The following is a 16,234-nucleotide window of genomic DNA, read 5'->3' as shown; positions in this document are numbered from 1 at the left end:
CGGTCGAAAAGCGTGATGAAGCGATAAAGCCGCGGATGCAGCTCGCACGACACGCTAGTCGGTTGAGGACGCCGGGTCAACATCAGCGGGGACATCGGCGTGAGGGTCTGCCTGGGCGGCACGCTGGATCGGCGCGCATACATTCCAATGCCGCAAGCTGGTTCGGCACATATTTCCCCATGCCGCCCGCCCCACCGATTCAAACCGCATCCACCGCAGCCGCGCTCGCGCCCTGCCTGCCGCGATCGAGCCGGGCCGCGTACCACGTCACGCCGAGCGCGACCACGGCCACTACGGCCGCGACCCACGGCAGCGAATCCAGCGGATGCCCTTGGGTCAACACCACGCCGCCGAGCCACGCGCCACCGGCATTACCCAGGTTGAACGCACCGATATTCAGCGTCGACGCCAGATTCGGCGCATGTTTCGCCTTCTCGACCACGCGCGTTTGCAGCGGCGGCACGGTGGCGAACGCCGCGATGCCCCAGATGAAGATCGTGACCGCCGCCATCGTCTGGTTGTGGCTGGTCTTCGCGAACACCGCCATGATGATTCCGAGCGCGACGAGAATGCCCATGAGCGACGGCATCAGCGCCCGGTCAGCCAGCTTGCCGCCGATCGTATTGCCGATCGTCAATCCAACGCCGAACAGCACGAGCACCAGCGTGACGCCATGTGGCGAAAATCCGCTGACCTGTTCGAGGATCGGCGCAATGTAGGTGAAGACGACAAACACGCCGCCAAAGCCGAGCACGGTCATCGCCAATGCCAGCCAGACTTGCGGCTCCTTCAGCACGCGCAGTTCGTGGCCGAAATTCGACGGCCCCGAATCATGCTTGTTCGGAACCAGCGCGGCCACGCCGACAAGCGACACCACGCCGAGCGCCGCCACGACCCAGAACGTCGCTCGCCAGCCGAATTCCTGCCCGATAAACGTCCCGAACGGCACGCCGAGCACGTTCGCGAGCGTGAGCCCGGTGAACATGAGCGCAATCGCGCTAGCCCGCTTTTCAGCCGGAACCAGCGACGCCGCGACCACCGCGCCAATACCGAAAAACGAGCCGTGCGCGAACGATGTCACGACGCGGGCGACCATGAGCATCGAATAACCGGGTGCAACGGCGCACAGCACATTGCCGACGATAAACACGCCCATTAGTAATTGCAGCGCGAGTTTGCGCGGCATTTTTGCGGTCAGCACGGCGAGCAGCGGCGCGCCCACGGCCACGCCCAGCGCGTAGCCGGTGACGAGAAACCCCGCCGATGGAATCGATACAGCCAAATCGCGGGCCACATCGGGCAGCAGCCCCATGATGACGAACTCGGTCGTCCCGATCGCGAACGCGCTGATCGCGAGCGCCAGAAGTGGAATAGGCATGGAAATCCCCTTAGTTTGAGAATGCGGAAAGCGACGTCACGAATTCGATAACCACGCCCGGCGCAAGCTGCACGAACACTTGCTGTTCGCGGGCGAGCGGAACGTCGGCTTCGGAAAACGGGATGGCGTATTCGTGCAGGCGTGCGTGCAACGCGCGCCATTCGGCCGCCCCTTGAACCCGCAGCGCGAGATGATCGATGCGCGTGGCTGCCCGGCCGCCGCTCGGCGAAGCCAGCACCGAGCCGTTCTCGATCAGATGCACGGCTGGCGCGCCATCGAGATAAAGCCAGTACCCGCCTATACCGAACGGCGGGCGCGGGCCGACTTTCATGCCGGCTATATCGACGAGAAAATGGCGGATCGGCTCGCAATCGGGCGCGACGATCGTGACGTGATCGAGCTTCATCGGACGCATCCAGGAAATTCGGGCGGCATGGTCAACCTCATACGCTGCAATGCACCAAATTCTGCGCGCGGAGAGTCGTTTTGATAATTGGCGTAGCATTTGAAGCATTATCAAAAGCAGATTGAGAATCACGATGGATCGACTCGGCGATATGCGTCTCTTCACCGAAGCGGCAACGCTCGGCAGCTTGACCGCGGCGGGCCGGAAGCTGGGTTTATCGCCGGCGGCGGCCAGCGCCCGGCTGCTCAAGCTGGAGAAATCGCTCACGGCCCGGCTGTTCGAGCGCACCACCCGCCAGCTCAGGCTGACCGATGAAGGCCGCCTTTATCTGCAGCATTGCCGGATCGCGCTGCAGGCTATCGACGACGGCGAAGCCGCGCTGCACGCCGGCCAGAATCTCGTGCGCGGCAAGGTGCGAATTTCGGCGACATCGGATTTCGGCCGCAACCTGCTGTGCCATTGGCTCGATGAATTCAGCCGCCTGCACCCGGACGTGAGTTTTTCGCTGACGCTGTCGGATTCGGTATCGAACCTGCTGCTGGAAGAGATCGATCTGGCGATTCGCTTCAACCGGCCGACGGAAGGCCATCTGATTGCGCGAAGGCTGGCGCCGAACCGGCGTGTGCTGTGCGCATCGCCGGAATACCTGGCGCGGCACGGCGAACCGAAGACACCCGCCGATCTCGCCACGCACGTGTTCACGGTGCTGGTGACATCCACCGCGACGTTCAACGAGTTCCAGTTCGTCCGTGGCGATGAGCGTTTCACCCACACCGTGGCGCTCGACAACGCCTGGGAAACCAACGACGGCGCGTTGTCCCGCGCGTGGGCGCTGGCTGGTCAGGGCATCGCCCACAAATCGATCTGGGATATCGCCGCCGATGTCCACTCCGGCGCGCTGAAAATTTTGCTGGCAGACTGGTGTTCGAACGAGGCGGCAGTCCACGCCGTGTACCACTCCAACCGCTATATGGCGCCGCGGGTGCGCGTGCTGCTCGACTTCCTGATTGAACGCTTCGACCGCGCGACGGCGGAATTACTTGGTGACCTGGCTTACCCGCCCGGCCATCAAGGTCACGAAGCCGAGCGGACGCTATAATAACGAGCTAAACGTCAAGCTTCGCGGCACCCGAATTCGGGCCATTTCACGCGAAAGAGGCCTAAACCGGCCCCTAAAGTGGCTACAAACGCGGCCACAAAAGCCGACGAAACGAAACACGCAAATCCCTTTAACGCATTAAAAACCGCGCCCCCAGACTAATCACTGCGACCGGCGAAATTCATGACCAAGAAAGTGTATGTAAAGACCTTTGGCTGCCAGATGAACGAGTACGACTCCGACAAAATGGTCGACGTACTCGGCGCAGCCAATGGCCTCATCCAGACGACAACGCTGGAAGACGCGGACGTCATTCTCTTCAACACGTGTTCAGTACGCGAAAAAGCGCAGGAAAAGGTTTTCTCCGATCTCGGCCGTGTGCGCGAATTGAAGGAAGCGAATCCGGACCTGATCATTGGCGTAGGCGGTTGCGTGGCGAGCCAGGAAGGCGCGGCAATCGTGTCCCGCGCGCCCTACGTGGACCTGGTGTTCGGCCCGCAGACGCTGCATCGTCTGCCGGACATGATTGCGAAACGGCGTTCCACCGGCCGTTCGCAAGTCGACATCTCGTTTCCGGAAATCGAAAAATTCGATCACCTGCCGCCGGCGCGTGTCGATGGCCCGAGCGCGTTTGTATCGATCATGGAAGGCTGCAGCAAGTACTGCAGCTATTGCGTGGTGCCCTACACGCGCGGTGAAGAAGTGTCGCGGCCGCTCGATGATGTGCTCACCGAAATCGCCGGCCTCGCCGACCAGGGCGTGCGCGAAGTTACCATGCTCGGTCAGAACGTGAATGCGTATCGTGGACCGGTGACACAGCATTCCACGGACATCGCCGATTTCGCCACGCTGATCGAATACGTGGCGGAGATTCCGGGCATTGAACGGATTCGCTACACCACGTCGCATCCGAAGGAATTCACGCAGCGGCTGATTGATACGTACGCGAAGGTGCCCAAGCTCGTGAGCCACTTGCACTTGCCGGTGCAGCACGGTTCCGACCGCATTTTGATGGCGATGAAACGCGGTTACACGGTGCTCGAATACAAGTCGGTGATCCGCAAGTTGCGCGCGATCCGTCCGGATTTATCGCTGTCCACGGACATGATCGTCGGATTCCCGGGCGAGACGGAAGACGACTTCCAGAAGATGATGAAGCTCATCGATGAAATGAGTTACGACACCAGTTTCTCGTTCATCTATAGCCCGCGTCCCGGCACGCCCGCTGCAAACCTGCACGACGACACCCCGCGCGAAGTGAAGCTCAAGCGTTTGCAACATTTGCAGGCGACCATCGAGGCGAACGTGGCGAAGATCAGCAATTCCATGCTGGGCTCGGTGCAACGCATCCTCGTGGAAGGCCCGTCGCGCAAGGACCCGAGCGAGCTCGCCGGTCGCACGGAGAATAATCGCGTGGTGAATTTCCCGGCGCCGATCTCATCGCATAAACGGCTGATCGGCCAGATGGTCGATGTGGAAATCAACGTGGCGTATCCGCATTCGTTGCGCGGCGAGCTGATCATGACGCCGGCAACGACTCACTAAATTGCAGCTTCGACAGGAACCCGACTCTCGCCTTGAAGACCGCTCAGCAGCATCTGGAATTCACCGCACCGCACGACGACAACGCGCGGCTCGCCAACCTGTGTGGCCCGCTCGACGAAAACCTGCGGCAGATCGAGCAGGCGCTCGACGTGACGCTTACGCGTCGCGGGCACAAGATCAGCATCCGCGGGCGTGGCGCGAAGGTTGCGCTGGTGGCGCTCGAGAATTTCTACAATCGCGCGAAGGACACGTTGTCGGTGGACGACATCCAGCTAGCGCTCGTGGAGGCGCGCAACGCGGCGCGCCGCGCGTTGAATGTCAACAAGCCATCGAATAACCTGAATTCCGATCCCGTCGATCCGCGTTTTCGTGGCGACCCCGATCATCCGTTCGATGAACCCAGCGCGACCATCGATCTCGGCGAAGAGGAAGATCCGGGTCCGAAGCTGTACACGCGACGCGCCGATCTGCGCGGCCGCACGCCCATGCAGCGTGAATACCTGAAGCAGATCATTGCGCACGATGTGACGTTCGGCATCGGCCCGGCGGGTACGGGGAAGACCTATCTGGCGGTGGCGTGCGCGGTCGATGCGCTCGAACGCGATCAGGTGAAGCGCATCGTGCTGACGCGTCCGGCCGTGGAAGCGGGCGAGCGGCTGGGTTTCCTCCCGGGCGATCTCGCGCAAAAAGTGGATCCGTATTTGCGGCCGTTGTACGACGCGCTCTACGACCTCCTCGGTTTCGATAAAACCGCGAAAATGTTCGAGCGCCAGATGATCGAAATCGCGCCGCTCGCTTACATGCGCGGCCGGACGCTGAATCACGCGTTCATCATTCTGGACGAGGCACAGAACACCACGCCCGAGCAGATGAAGATGTTCCTGACGCGGATTGGTTTCGGGTCGAAGGCCGTCGTCACCGGCGACACCACGCAGGTCGATTTGCCGCGCGGTCATCGCAGCGGGCTGATTGAAGCGCAACACATCCTGGCTGACGTCCGCGGTATCGCGATGACGAAGTTCACCAGCGTGGACGTGGTGCGGCATCCGCTGGTCGCGCGCATTGTGGAAGCGTACGACGCGCAGTCGGAGCGGGACAGCGCTGCCGCGGCGATTGCCGCCGCAAAATATCGCTCTGAATAAGCAAGCCCAAATTAAGCATGCCCAAACTTGCCCTGACGCTGCAGTTTCCCGCCGCCAAAACGTTCCCTGAACACAAGGCGTTGCTGCCGCGCGCAACCGTCGCCGGCTGGATCAAGGCGTCGTTGTTCGCGGACGCGGAACTGACCGTGCGTTTCGTCGATACCGAGGAAGGCCGGACGCTGAACCGGTCTTATCGGCAGAAGGATTACGCCACTAACGTGCTGACGTTCGCGTACGCCGAGTCGGAGGATGATCCGGTCACGAGCGACCTGGTGCTGTGCTGCCCGCTAGTGGAACGCGAGGCGCGCGAGCAGAACAAGCCGCTTGCCGCGCATTACGCGCATCTGATCGTGCACGGTACGCTGCATGCTCAGGGCTACGATCATGAAGATCCGGCGGAAGCGGAAGAGATGGAATCGATCGAAACGGGCATCATGCAAAAGCTCGGTTTCACCGATCCTTACTTGCCGTTGCCGCCCGACTAAGCCGTGACTGACACCCGTTCCCCTCTGCCCGGACTGATGAAGGAACCGCCTTCACAGATTCCCGACCACTATCCGCCGGTGTTCGAGGAGTCTCGCCTCCTCACCGATGAAGAACTGGCGGCATCGCGTGAAAAAGCGTTGGCGCACTGGGATCGCAAGACCGATCTCTGGCTGTTCGGCTATGGCTCGCTGATCTGGAACCCGGGTTTGCCCGCCGTGGAAACGGTGCGCAGCAAGGTGCACGGTTATCATCGCGGGCTGTATTTGTGGTCGCGCGTGAATCGCGGCACGCCCGAACAGCCCGGGCTTGTGCTGGCGCTGGATCGCGGCGGTTCATGCTCCGGCATGGCGTTCCGGCTTGCCGCCGAGGGCGCGGAGCCGCACCTGGAAGTGCTGTGGCGACGCGAAATGGCGATGAATTCCTATCGCGTGGCATGGTTGCCGTGCACGCTGGTGGACGGCCGCCGCGTGGAAGCGCTGGCATTCGTAATGCGACGCGAGGTCTCCACCTACACCGGCAAGCTGGCAGACCAGATGGTGCGCCACGTGCTCGGCTGCGCCACCGGCCGGTACGGCACCACGCTCGATTACGTCAGCCGCACGGTCGAGGCGCTGCGCGAATGCGGCATGCCGGACCGGCAGCTCGAAGCGCTGTTGCAGCGATGCTGGCGAGATGCGAATTCGTCGCAGGAATGAGCGTGACGGCATGCGTTAAAAGCACGCATAAAACTGCTCTGAATACACGGTAACGTAGCGTTTTACGACCGATCGGCCAACGTCACCCGCTCGACATACTCGGCCGATATTTATCAGTTACGATGTTTCTACAAGATTTGAACGTCTTCGTGCCAGTCCGAATTGGCGCGAATTTTCCTTGGTGTATTCTTAACTTTCCGAAATTTCGCGTCCGGAACAATCCGGGCGCCCCACTATGAACGACGCCTATCCCAGTCGACGACAAACCGACAAACCGCCGGAAAAGCGCACGCTGCTCGAGCGCCTGACCGATTTCATCTCGCACGAACCTGAATCGCGCGACGAATTGCTGGAAGTCCTTCAGGACGCCCACGAACGCAATCTGCTCGACGCGGATTCGCTCTCCATGATCGAAGGCGTGTTCCAGGTGTCGGAACTCTGCGCGCGCGACATCATGATTCCGCGTGCCCAGATGGACGCAATCAATATTTCCGAAACGCCCGAGCAGTTCATTCCGTTCATGCTCGAAAAAGCGCACTCGCGCTATCCGGTATTCGAAAGCAACCGTGACAACGTGATCGGCGTGCTGCTTGCAAAAGACTTGCTGCGCTATTACCACGAAGAAGAATTCGATGTCCGCGGCATGCTTCGCCCCGCCGTGTTCATCCCCGAATCGAAACGCCTGAACGTGTTGCTGCACGATTTTCGCGTAAACCGGAATCACATTGCCATCGTCGTCGATGAATACGGCGGCGTGGCCGGACTGATCACGATTGAAGACGTGCTGGAACAAATTGTTGGCGACATTGAAGACGAGTACGACTTCGACGAAGAAGCAGGCAACATCATTGCGACGCCTGATGGCGCGCATCGTGTGCGTGCGCTGACTGGCATCGAACAGTTCAACGAACAATTCGGCACGCATTACTCCGACGACGAGGTCGACACCATCGGGGGCTTGGTCACGCACCGGTTCGGGCGTGTGCCGCATCGTGGAGAAAAGGTGCGTATTGACGAATTCGCGTTCGAGATTCTGCGCGGCGACGCCCGCCAGATCCACGTGCTGCGCGTACGGCGAGCACCGAATGCGAATGTGCTCGACGGCAATTCGCGCAACCACCATGACAACGACGACGAACGCGATTGAACGCGTTTGATCCGGCTTGATCTCAACAGAGAACGCGTTGGTACGCCACTGAGCGGCCCTGACCTGCTTAAGCCTGTAACACTGCGTGTTCACACTACGCGTCAGTTGCCGGCGGCGTGCCGGCTATGCAGGCGTTTTGCGCCTTTTTCGTGACATGACGAGCGCCGGTCACGCTCCGTCATTCGCTTACTTTCTGCCGACCTCGTTATCCATGGCCGACTCTTCGTCTCCTATCGCCTCGCGGCCGATGTCCGCTGAAAACCGCGCTGGCACGGTTCAATCCTTGCCGTTCTGGCATTACCTCGTCGCGGCTGTGCTGGGCGCCGCCAATACGCTTTCGTTCGCGCCAACGCCGCACGGCGGCTGGCTGGAACTGGTGATCTTCACGCTGTTTTTCGCTTGGCTTACGCGCACGAGTGGCTGGAAAGGCGCGGCCTTGACGGGCTGGGCGTTTGGATTTGGCAACTTCGTGACGGGCGTGTGGTGGCTGTACGTCAGCATGCATGACTACGGCGGCATGGCCGCGCCGCTGGCGGCTGCAGCCGTTGCGTTGTTCTCGATGTATCTCGCGATCTATCCGGCGTTGGCGGGCGTGGTCTGGTCGCTGTGCGCGGGCCGTGCGCGGTATGACGACAATGGCTCGTCCGCAGCCGTGTCTATCGATGAACCGCGCTTCGTGCCGACCTGGCACGGCGCGTTTGCATTCGCAAGCGCGTGGGCGCTGGGCGAGTGGTTGCGCGGTCTCGTATTCACCGGCTTCCCGTGGCTTGCGAGCGGCTATGCGCAAGTCGATGGCCCCTTGGCGGGGTTCGGATCTGTCGCGGGCGTGTACGGCGTGGGATGGGTGCTGGGGCTCGTGGCGGCGTTGCTCGTGCAGGGGTTCTACGGCTTCAAACGGAACTCGGCGCTTGGCATGTCGAAGGCTGCGCGTCTTGCGCCGTTCATCATGGCGGTGGCGTTGCTTGCGTCCGGCATGTTGCTGTCGCTGGTCGAATGGACGACTCCGGCGAACGCGCCGCTCACCGTCCGGCTACTGCAAGGCGATGTGAAGCAGGAGATGAAGTTCGAGCAGGAAGGCGTGGATCAATCGCTGGCGTTGTATAAAAAGCTGATCACGGAAAAGCCGGCGGATCTCATCGTCACGCCGGAAACGGCATTTCCGATTCTTGCCGTCCAGGTGCCGCCGGACTTGGCGCTTGCGCTGCGCACGTTCTCCGATACAACGAATTCATCCATCCTGTTTGGCGCTATCGGTGTGACTGCTTCGGAAGGCCGCGTGACCGGCTACACGAACAGCCTGTTCGGCATCACGCCGAATCAGCGGGACGTGTTCCGCTACGATAAACATCATCTCGTGCCATTCGGCGAATTCGTGCCGACCGGTTTCCACTGGTTCGTGGCGCTCATGGGCATTCCGCTCGGCGATCTCGGGCGCGGGCCGCCGGTGCAGAAATCGTTCTTCGTGCACAACCAGCCGATTGCCGTCGATATTTGCTACGAAGATATTTTCGGTGAAGAGATCGCGCGGACGATCCGCGAACAGGAAGCGCCCGCGGGCATCTTGGTGAACTCGACGAATCTTGCCTGGTTCGGCGACACCATCGCGCTGGACCAGCATTTGCAAATGGCCCGCATGCGTTCGATTGAAACCGGCCGCCCGATGCTGCGCTCGACCAACACCGGCACGACGGCGGTGATTGCGGCGAATGGCGCGGTGGTGGCACGGTTGCCGGTGTACACAGTCGGTTCTCTCAATGCCACCGTCCAGGGCACGTCCGGCCGTACGCCCTACGTCACAAGCGGCAACATGACGGTGATCGTGGTGTCGCTGTTGCTGCTGGCCTTCGCACTTGCGTTCGCGCCGGGCAGAAATGGCCGCAACAAACCTGATGACAATGGCCCGGGAAAATCCTGAACCAGCGCTGTTCGCGATCCGCAAAGCAGTAAGAGCCGACGCGGACGCCGCGTGGGACATCCGCCGCGCGGCCGTGATGAGCGAATGCGCGGGGGCGTATTCCTTTGACCAACTGGAGCAATGGACCGGCGGGGCGGCCTCGAGAGCGTTCGCCGATGCCGTGGAAGAGCGTTTGCTGGTGGCAACCGTCGGCGATCACGTAGCCGGCACCGGCATGATCGACCTCACGACTGGCAAAATCGACGCGATTTTTGTCCATCCGGCGTATATGAAACGCGGCATCGGCGCGGCAATGATGCGTCATCTGGAGTCGATCGCCCGCTCGGCGGGGCTGCGTGAACTCAAGCTCGACTCCACGCTGAACGCCGCGCCGTTTTATCGCGCGCTCGGTTTCGAAGGCGATGAAATCGCGCCATATAATTCGCCGCGCGGCCTGATCATGGATTGTGTGCCCATGACGAAACGGCTTAGCGTATAACATCCGTTTTTACCGGCCAAACGGCCGATGAGTCCGCCGTTCACCCCCGGAAAGTCGCACAAGGCCCTCATTCCCGCTAAAATTCAACGTTTTAGCCCTCCGGCCGGCGCATTTTTCCGGTCCGCTTCGACCGCGCGCCGGCCCACCGGCTTAAGCTCGAAGGCACGCTTCAAAGGCATTCATGCTCACTTTTCAGCAAATCATCCTGACGCTGCAATCCTATTGGGACAACAAGGGTTGCGCGCTTCTCCAACCCATCGACATGGAAGTCGGCGCGGGCACCTCGCACGTGCACACGTTCCTGCGCGCCATCGGCCCGGAACCGTGGCGTGCGGCGTACGTCCAGCCGTCGCGGCGTCCGAAGGATGGCCGTTACGGCGACAACCCGAACCGTCTGCAGCACTACTACCAGTATCAAGTGGTGCTGAAACCCGCGCCTGAAAACATCCTCGACTTGTACCTCGGCTCGCTTGAAGCGCTCGGCTTCGACCTGAAGCAGAACGACGTGCGTTTCGTGGAAGACGACTGGGAAAATCCAACGCTCGGCGCATGGGGACTCGGCTGGGAAGTCTGGCTGAACGGCATGGAAGTGACGCAGTTCACATACTTCCAGCAGGTCGGCGGTATCGACTGCAAGCCGGTGCTGGGGGAGATCACCTACGGTCTCGAACGGCTCGCCATGTATCTGCAGAAAGTGGAGAACGTCTACGACCTCGTGTGGACCGAATGGGAAGAAGAAGGCCCGAACGGCCGCGAACTCCGGCGCCTGACTTATGGCGACGTGTATCACCAGAACGAAGTCGAGCAGTCCACCTACAACTTCGAGCACGCGAACGTCGACCTGCTGTTCACGTTCTTCAAGAGCTACGAAGCCGAAGCACAGAAAATGATTGAAGCGAAGCTCTCGCTGCCCGCGTATGAGCTCGTGCTGAAAGCCGGCCACACGTTCAACCTGCTGGACGCGCGCGGCGCGATTTCGGTGACGGAGCGCGCGGCGTATATCGGCAGGATTCGCGATCTGTCGCGTGCGGTCGCAAAGGGCTATTACGAGTCGCGTGAAGCGCTCGGTTTCCCCATGCTGGGCAATCCCGTACACGCAGCACCCGGACTCGTCACCGACGCACAAGAAGCCGCCAAGCCCGCGTGGGCGCCGGCGCTGAAGGTCGAGCGCAATATCGATCAGGCCTGAGCAGAGCACGACATAACAATGACCGAAACCAATCTTGCATCGCTGCTCGTCGAGCTGCGGACCGAAGAACTTCCGCCGAAAGCGCTTGCGCGCCTGGGCACCTCGTTTGCCGAAGGCATCGTGCAGCGGCTTGCCGCGCGCGACCTGATTGAAGGCGAAGCGAGCTTCGAAAAATACGCCACGCCGCGACGTCTCGCCGTGCTTATCAAGAACGTGCGCGCGGTAGCGCCGGAACGGCAAGTGCGCGAGAAGGTGCTGCCAGTTTCCGTGGCACTGGATAAAGACGGCCAGCCCACCGCGCCGCTCGCGAAGAAACTGGCGGCGTTGGGTTTCCCCGACTTCGCCATCGGCGATCTCGAACGCGCCCAGGACGGCAAGGCCGAAGCGTTTTTCCTGCGCTACGCGGCGCCCGGTGCAACGCTTGCCGATGGACTGCAGACCGCTCTGCAAGAGACGCTCGGCAAGCTGCCCATTCCAAAGCTGATGACGTACCAGCGGCCAGATGGCACCAGCGTGCAGTTCGTGCGGCCGGTACATGGGCTGATCGCGTTGCATGGCCGTCGTGTCGTGCCGGTGAGCGCACTCGGCATCGACTCCGGCGATACCACGCTGGGTCATCGATTCATGTCGGAAGGGTTTATCGCGATCGCGCGCGCCGACGACTACGCCGAGACGCTGCGCTCGAAGGGCAAGGTCGTGGCAAATTTCGATGACCGCCGTGAATCCATCCGCACGCAGTTGCAAGCGTTCGCGGGCGAAGATCGCGTGGTGATGCCCGAGTCGTTGCTGGACGAAGTGAACGCGCTGGTCGAATGGCCGGTCGTGTATCAATGCCGTTTCGACGAGTCGTTCCTGCAAGTGCCGCAGGAATGCCTGATCCTCACCATGCAGACGAACCAGAAGTATTTCGCACTGACGGATGAACACGGCAAGCTGCGTTCGCGTTTCCTGATCGTGTCGAACATCGACACGCAAACGCCGGGCGATATTGTGGAAGGCAACGAACGCGTGGTCCGCCCGCGTCTGGCCGACGCCAAGTTCTTCTTCGAGCAGGACAAGAAGAAACGTCTCGCCGACCGCGTGCCGCTGCTCGCGAACGTGGTGTATCACAACAAGCTCGGCTCGCAGTTGCAACGCGTGCAGCGCCTTGAAGCGCTGGCCGGTGAAATCGCGCCCATGATCGGCGTGGATGCAACCGTCACGAAGCGCGCCGCCCTGCTCGCGAAGGCCGACCTGATCACCGACATGGTCGGCGAATTCCCGGAACTGCAGGGAACCATGGGCACGTACTACGCGCGCCACGACGGCGAGCCGGAAGAAGTCGCGCTTGCGTGTTCGGAACATTATCAGCCGCGTTTTTCCGGCGATGAAACCCCGGCCACCGGCGTGAGCAGCGCAGTTGCCCTGGCAGACAAACTGGAAACGCTCGTCGGCATCTGGGGCATCGGCTTGCAGCCAACCGGCGAGAAAGATCCGTTCGCGCTGCGCCGTCACGCGCTCGGCGTGTTGCGCATCCTGCTGGAAAAGCGCCTGGCCATCGACCTGTTCGACTTGCTGCGCACCGCACACAAGCAATTCGCCGACATGCCGCAAGTCGTCGATTCAACCGACGCCATCTACGCGTTTTTCATGGACCGGCTGCGCGGCGTGCTGCGCGAGCGCGGTTTCAATGCGATCGAAATTGACGCCGTGCTGAGCCTGAACCCCACGCGCCTGGATGACATCGTCGCGCGTTTGGACGCCGTGCGCGAATTCGCGTCGCTGCCTGAAGCGGCATCGCTTGCGGCGGCGAACAAACGCATCTCGAATATCCTGAAGAAGTCGGCGGAAGGCGTGCCGGCGAGCGTGCAGCCGGCCTTGCTTCAAGAAACTGCCGAACAAGCGCTGTACGCACAACTCGAGCAAGTCGCACCACGCGTGCAAACGCAACTGGCCGAGCGCAACTACACGGAAGCGCTGTCCGCGCTGTCCGCGTTGCGTGACGCCGTGGATACTTTCTTCAACGACGTGATGGTGAACGCAGAAGATCCGGCGTTGCGTAACAACCGTCTCGCTCTTCTCGGCGCACTGCATCTGCAGATGAATTGCGTCGCGGACATTTCGAAGCTTGCCGCCTGATGCGCCACACCATGCCGACCAACGCAAGCAAGAAACTGGTGGTGCTCGATCGTGACGGCGTGATCAACGTCGACTCCGACGCGTTCATCAAGTCGCCCGACGAATGGGTTGCCATCCCCGGCAGCCTGGAAGCGATCGCGCGTTTGAACCAGGCCGGCTATCGCGTGGCGATTGCATCGAATCAATCGGGGATAGGCCGAGGGCTCTTCGACATGGCCGCGCTCAACGCAATGCACGAAAAGATGAACAGGGCGGCGGCGGCAGTGGGTGGCCGCATCGACGCCGTGTTTTTCTGTCCGCACACGCAGGAAGACGAGTGCGAGTGCCGCAAGCCGAAGCCCGGCATGTTGCAGCAGATCGTCGAGCGCTTCGAGATCGATCCCACTGAAACGCCTATGGTCGGCGATTCGCTGCGTGACCTGCAAGCAGGCGCGACGCTCGGCTTCGAGCTGCATCTGGTGCTGACCGGCAAGGGACGTAAAACGCTGGCAGGGGCCAACCTGCCGCCGAATACGAAAGTGCACGACGACCTGCGCACCTTCGCGCTCGACTTCCTCGCCGCCCATCACGACTGACCCCCGATTGACCTGATTACTTGATTGCTTGGCGTTCGGGTTTTTTCGTCACATCACCTAAGACTTATTCAAGCCGATGCGCTTCATTCGTTCACTGTTGCTGATGGTTTTCTTCGTCGTTTATACGGTGCCGTACGCGTGCGCGTGCTTCCTCGTGTTCCCGTTCATGCGCGCTGAAAAGCGTTACTGGATGGCGGCGTACTGGTGTAAGTCGTGCATCGTGGTGATGCAGTACCTGAACGATATCCGCTATCAGATCGAAGGCATGGAGAATCTTCCCGATGGTCCCGCCGTGCTGTTGTCGAAGCACCAGTCGGCTTGGGAAACGCTGGCATTCCCCGCGTTGATGCCGCGACCGCTCTGCTACGTATTCAAACGCGAGTTGCTGTTCGTGCCGTTCTTCGGCTGGACCATGGGCATGCTGAAGATGGTGCATATTGACCGTCGTCAGGGCAAGGACGCGTTTGCATCGGTGGCGCGACAAGGGCGCGAGCGCATGGCCGAGGGAGCGTGGGTCATCATGTTCCCGGAAGGCACGCGTACCCGCGTGGGCAAGCAGGGCAAGTACAAGTCGGGCGGTGCGCGCTTCGCGTGCGCGGCGGGTGCACCGGTCGTCCCCGTTGCTCACAACGCCGGACACGTATGGCCGCGGAAATCGTTTCTCAAATATGCGGGTATAGTCACTATGTCAATCGGTCGCCCGATCGACACGACAGGACTCACGCCGGAAGAAGTCAACCTGCGCGTGGAGCGCTGGATCGAAACGGAAATGCGCCGGATTGATCCGGACTCGTACGGTCCCGCCGATCGTTTCGCCGCTGAGCCTGATGTTGACTCCGACTCCAAGTCTGACGCTGAGTCTGATTCCGAGTCCAAGTCTCAGGGCGCGGCTACCGGCCTGTAGGCGCGGGTGTCGTTATCGTTACGTTCGTTGCATTCGCTTCTATCGTTAGTGTTGTTCTTTCCGTCATTCCTGCGCCGCGTGCGCCAAGCTGAGCCGATGCAGAAGACCCCCTCGCGACAGCGTCCCGCTGCCGCGCTCGACAACCCGCAACTCGACCTGCCGCTCAACCTCCCCAGTGAGCCAAGGCTGTCGAGTGCGGCACCATCGCCTGCTACATTGGGCCCTCTTGCCCCCGCCATGCCTGCAACGTTGCGTGGCGACATCGCACCCACCGATACAACCGAGATCGCAACCCCTCCCGCGCCGCCTTTTCGTGCACCCAGCGGACCCAGTGCGCCGGACGGCACGCGCAGCCGGCACCTCGTGCTCGGTTCCCAGATGCTCGATTACCGCTTGAAACGTTCGTCGCGCAGGACGATTGGCTTCACTATCGATGGCACCGGTCTCGCGATCACCGCGCCGCGCTGGGTGACGATCGGGGCAATCGAAAGCGCGATTGCCGAGAAGGAAAAGTGGATCTTCAAGAAGCTCACCGAATGGCAAACGCGCGTGGAACAACGCGCGGTACCCCGGATTGAATGGAAGGACGGCGCGCAGCTTCCGTATCTCGGGCAGACTATCAGCGTCATGATGAGCGCTGCACCGGGCACGACGGGCAAGAGCGCGACTCAACCGGCCTTCGATACCGACAGTGGCGTGCTCTGGCTCGGCCTTCCCGCATTGGCCGATGCCCAGCTCATTCGCGAGCGTGTGCAACGCTGGTTGCATGTTCGGGCGTTGCAGGTTTTCGGCGAGCGCTTGCCGGTGTATGCGGCCAAACTAGGCGTGGAGTTCCGGGCCTATGCGTTGTCGTCAGCAGCGACGCGCTGGGGCAGTTGCTCAAGCGAAGGCAAGATCCGCCTAAACTGGCGGCTGATTCATTTCCCGGTGCATGTGATCGACTATGTGGTCGCGCATGAACTCGCGCACCTTCGTGAGATGAATCACAGCGCGCGCTTCTGGGCCACGGTCGAATCCATTTTTCCGGACTTCCGCGAAGCTCGGCATACGCTCAAGCATCATCCGCCAGAGTTGCTGCCGCTGCTTTGACGCGTGCGCCGCGCGCTGCGGACCTTTGCTGCGAGCAGTACAATTTTGGATGTGGCCGTTTTCAATCG

The 16,234-nt window shown here is 61.3% G+C and carries 15 protein-coding genes; 13 read left to right on the top strand and 2 right to left on the bottom strand.

Translation table 11 applies throughout. The features are described 5' to 3' along the window. Positions 1-199 precede the first annotated feature (199 nt). On the bottom strand, positions 200-1,378 hold the full coding sequence (locus ACSOSP_RS16165; protein ID WP_455308254.1) for an MFS transporter: 1,179 nt from the start codon (positions 1,376-1,378) through the stop codon (positions 200-202). 10 nt (positions 1,379-1,388) lie between these two features. Next, positions 1,389-1,784: a VOC family protein gene (locus ACSOSP_RS16160; protein ID WP_455308252.1), complete on the bottom strand. Its 396-nt coding sequence runs from the start codon at positions 1,782-1,784 to the stop codon at positions 1,389-1,391. A 133-nt stretch (positions 1,785-1,917) separates the two neighbouring features. Between ACSOSP_RS16160 and ACSOSP_RS16155 the strand changes: the two genes are divergently transcribed. From ACSOSP_RS16155 to ACSOSP_RS16095, 13 genes are all read left to right on the top strand, one after another. Continuing rightward, entirely contained in the window at positions 1,918-2,883 is a 966-nt protein-coding gene (locus ACSOSP_RS16155; protein WP_455308250.1) for a LysR substrate-binding domain-containing protein, read from the top strand. 183 nt (positions 2,884-3,066) lie between these two features. Further along, complete coding sequence (gene miaB / locus ACSOSP_RS16150; RefSeq protein WP_455308248.1) at positions 3,067-4,428, top strand: tRNA (N6-isopentenyl adenosine(37)-C2)-methylthiotransferase MiaB; 1,362 nt, start codon at positions 3,067-3,069, stop codon at positions 4,426-4,428. A 32-nt stretch (positions 4,429-4,460) separates the two neighbouring features. Next, positions 4,461-5,570: a PhoH family protein gene (locus tag ACSOSP_RS16145; RefSeq protein ID WP_455308246.1), complete on the top strand. Its 1,110-nt coding sequence runs from the start codon at positions 4,461-4,463 to the stop codon at positions 5,568-5,570. Between the two features lie 17 nt (positions 5,571-5,587). Continuing rightward, the gene (ybeY, locus tag ACSOSP_RS16140; protein WP_455308245.1) at positions 5,588-6,055 is read left to right on the top strand and encodes an rRNA maturation RNase YbeY; all 468 of its coding nucleotides are present in this window, start codon (positions 5,588-5,590) and stop codon (positions 6,053-6,055) included. A 36-nt stretch (positions 6,056-6,091) separates the two neighbouring features. Beyond that, positions 6,092-6,751 (top strand): gamma-glutamylcyclotransferase, encoded by a 660-nt coding sequence (locus ACSOSP_RS16135; RefSeq protein ID WP_455310989.1) that lies wholly within the window; start codon positions 6,092-6,094, stop codon positions 6,749-6,751. Between the two features lie 235 nt (positions 6,752-6,986). Next, positions 6,987-7,898 (top strand): HlyC/CorC family transporter, encoded by a 912-nt coding sequence (locus ACSOSP_RS16130; protein WP_455308243.1) that lies wholly within the window; start codon positions 6,987-6,989, stop codon positions 7,896-7,898. Positions 7,899-8,109: 211 nt separating this feature from the next. Next, entirely contained in the window at positions 8,110-9,813 is a 1,704-nt protein-coding gene (lnt, locus tag ACSOSP_RS16125; protein WP_455308241.1) for an apolipoprotein N-acyltransferase, read from the top strand. Further along, positions 9,788-10,291, top strand: coding sequence for a GNAT family N-acetyltransferase (locus ACSOSP_RS16120; protein ID WP_455308239.1), 504 nt, complete (start codon positions 9,788-9,790; stop codon positions 10,289-10,291). The genes lnt and ACSOSP_RS16120 overlap by 26 nt, the downstream gene beginning before the upstream one ends. A 181-nt stretch (positions 10,292-10,472) precedes the next feature. Further along, positions 10,473-11,480 (top strand): glycine--tRNA ligase subunit alpha, encoded by a 1,008-nt coding sequence (gene glyQ, locus ACSOSP_RS16115; RefSeq protein WP_455308237.1) that lies wholly within the window; start codon positions 10,473-10,475, stop codon positions 11,478-11,480. An 18-nt stretch (positions 11,481-11,498) separates the two neighbouring features. Beyond that, on the top strand, positions 11,499-13,598 hold the full coding sequence (gene glyS / locus ACSOSP_RS16110) for a glycine--tRNA ligase subunit beta (protein WP_455308235.1): 2,100 nt from the start codon (positions 11,499-11,501) through the stop codon (positions 13,596-13,598). Between the two features lie 11 nt (positions 13,599-13,609). Continuing rightward, the gene (gmhB, locus tag ACSOSP_RS16105; protein WP_031359524.1) at positions 13,610-14,173 is read left to right on the top strand and encodes a D-glycero-beta-D-manno-heptose 1,7-bisphosphate 7-phosphatase; all 564 of its coding nucleotides are present in this window, start codon (positions 13,610-13,612) and stop codon (positions 14,171-14,173) included. A 76-nt stretch (positions 14,174-14,249) separates the two neighbouring features. Next, entirely contained in the window at positions 14,250-15,077 is an 828-nt protein-coding gene (locus tag ACSOSP_RS16100) for a lysophospholipid acyltransferase family protein (protein WP_455308233.1), read from the top strand. Positions 15,078-15,173: 96 nt separating this feature from the next. After that, positions 15,174-16,166, top strand: coding sequence for a M48 family metallopeptidase (locus tag ACSOSP_RS16095; protein WP_455308231.1), 993 nt, complete (start codon positions 15,174-15,176; stop codon positions 16,164-16,166). The last annotated feature ends 68 nt before the right edge of the window (positions 16,167-16,234 follow it).

The organism is Caballeronia sp. KNU42, from assembly GCF_053760385.1.
The sequence above is the reverse complement of the archived record's forward strand: the minus strand, read 5'-3'. Positions and strand labels throughout refer to the sequence as shown.

Bases quoted from the DNA above. Each gene is read 5' to 3' on its own strand.
- ACSOSP_RS16095 (WP_455308231.1), top strand. From the start codon at position 15,174: ATGCAGAAGACCCCCTCGCGACAGCGTCCCGCTGCCGCGCTCGACAAC.
- ACSOSP_RS16130 (WP_455308243.1), top strand. From the start codon at position 6,987: ATGAACGACGCCTATCCCAGTCGACGACAAACCGACAAACCGCCGGAA.
- glyS (WP_455308235.1), top strand. From the start codon at position 11,499: ATGACCGAAACCAATCTTGCATCGCTGCTCGTCGAGCTGCGGACCGAA.
- glyQ (WP_455308237.1), top strand. From the start codon at position 10,473: ATGCTCACTTTTCAGCAAATCATCCTGACGCTGCAATCCTATTGGGAC.
- ACSOSP_RS16155 (WP_455308250.1), top strand. From the start codon at position 1,918: ATGGATCGACTCGGCGATATGCGTCTCTTCACCGAAGCGGCAACGCTC.
- miaB (WP_455308248.1), top strand. From the start codon at position 3,067: ATGACCAAGAAAGTGTATGTAAAGACCTTTGGCTGCCAGATGAACGAG.
- gmhB (WP_031359524.1), top strand. From the start codon at position 13,610: ATGCCGACCAACGCAAGCAAGAAACTGGTGGTGCTCGATCGTGACGGC.
- ACSOSP_RS16100 (WP_455308233.1), top strand. From the start codon at position 14,250: ATGCGCTTCATTCGTTCACTGTTGCTGATGGTTTTCTTCGTCGTTTAT.
- ACSOSP_RS16120 (WP_455308239.1), top strand. From the start codon at position 9,788: ATGACAATGGCCCGGGAAAATCCTGAACCAGCGCTGTTCGCGATCCGC.
- ACSOSP_RS16160 (WP_455308252.1), bottom strand. From the start codon at position 1,784: ATGAAGCTCGATCACGTCACGATCGTCGCGCCCGATTGCGAGCCGATC.
- ACSOSP_RS16135 (WP_455310989.1), top strand. From the start codon at position 6,092: ATGAAGGAACCGCCTTCACAGATTCCCGACCACTATCCGCCGGTGTTC.
- lnt (WP_455308241.1), top strand. From the start codon at position 8,110: ATGGCCGACTCTTCGTCTCCTATCGCCTCGCGGCCGATGTCCGCTGAA.
- ybeY (WP_455308245.1), top strand. From the start codon at position 5,588: ATGCCCAAACTTGCCCTGACGCTGCAGTTTCCCGCCGCCAAAACGTTC.
- ACSOSP_RS16165 (WP_455308254.1), bottom strand. From the start codon at position 1,378: ATGCCTATTCCACTTCTGGCGCTCGCGATCAGCGCGTTCGCGATCGGG.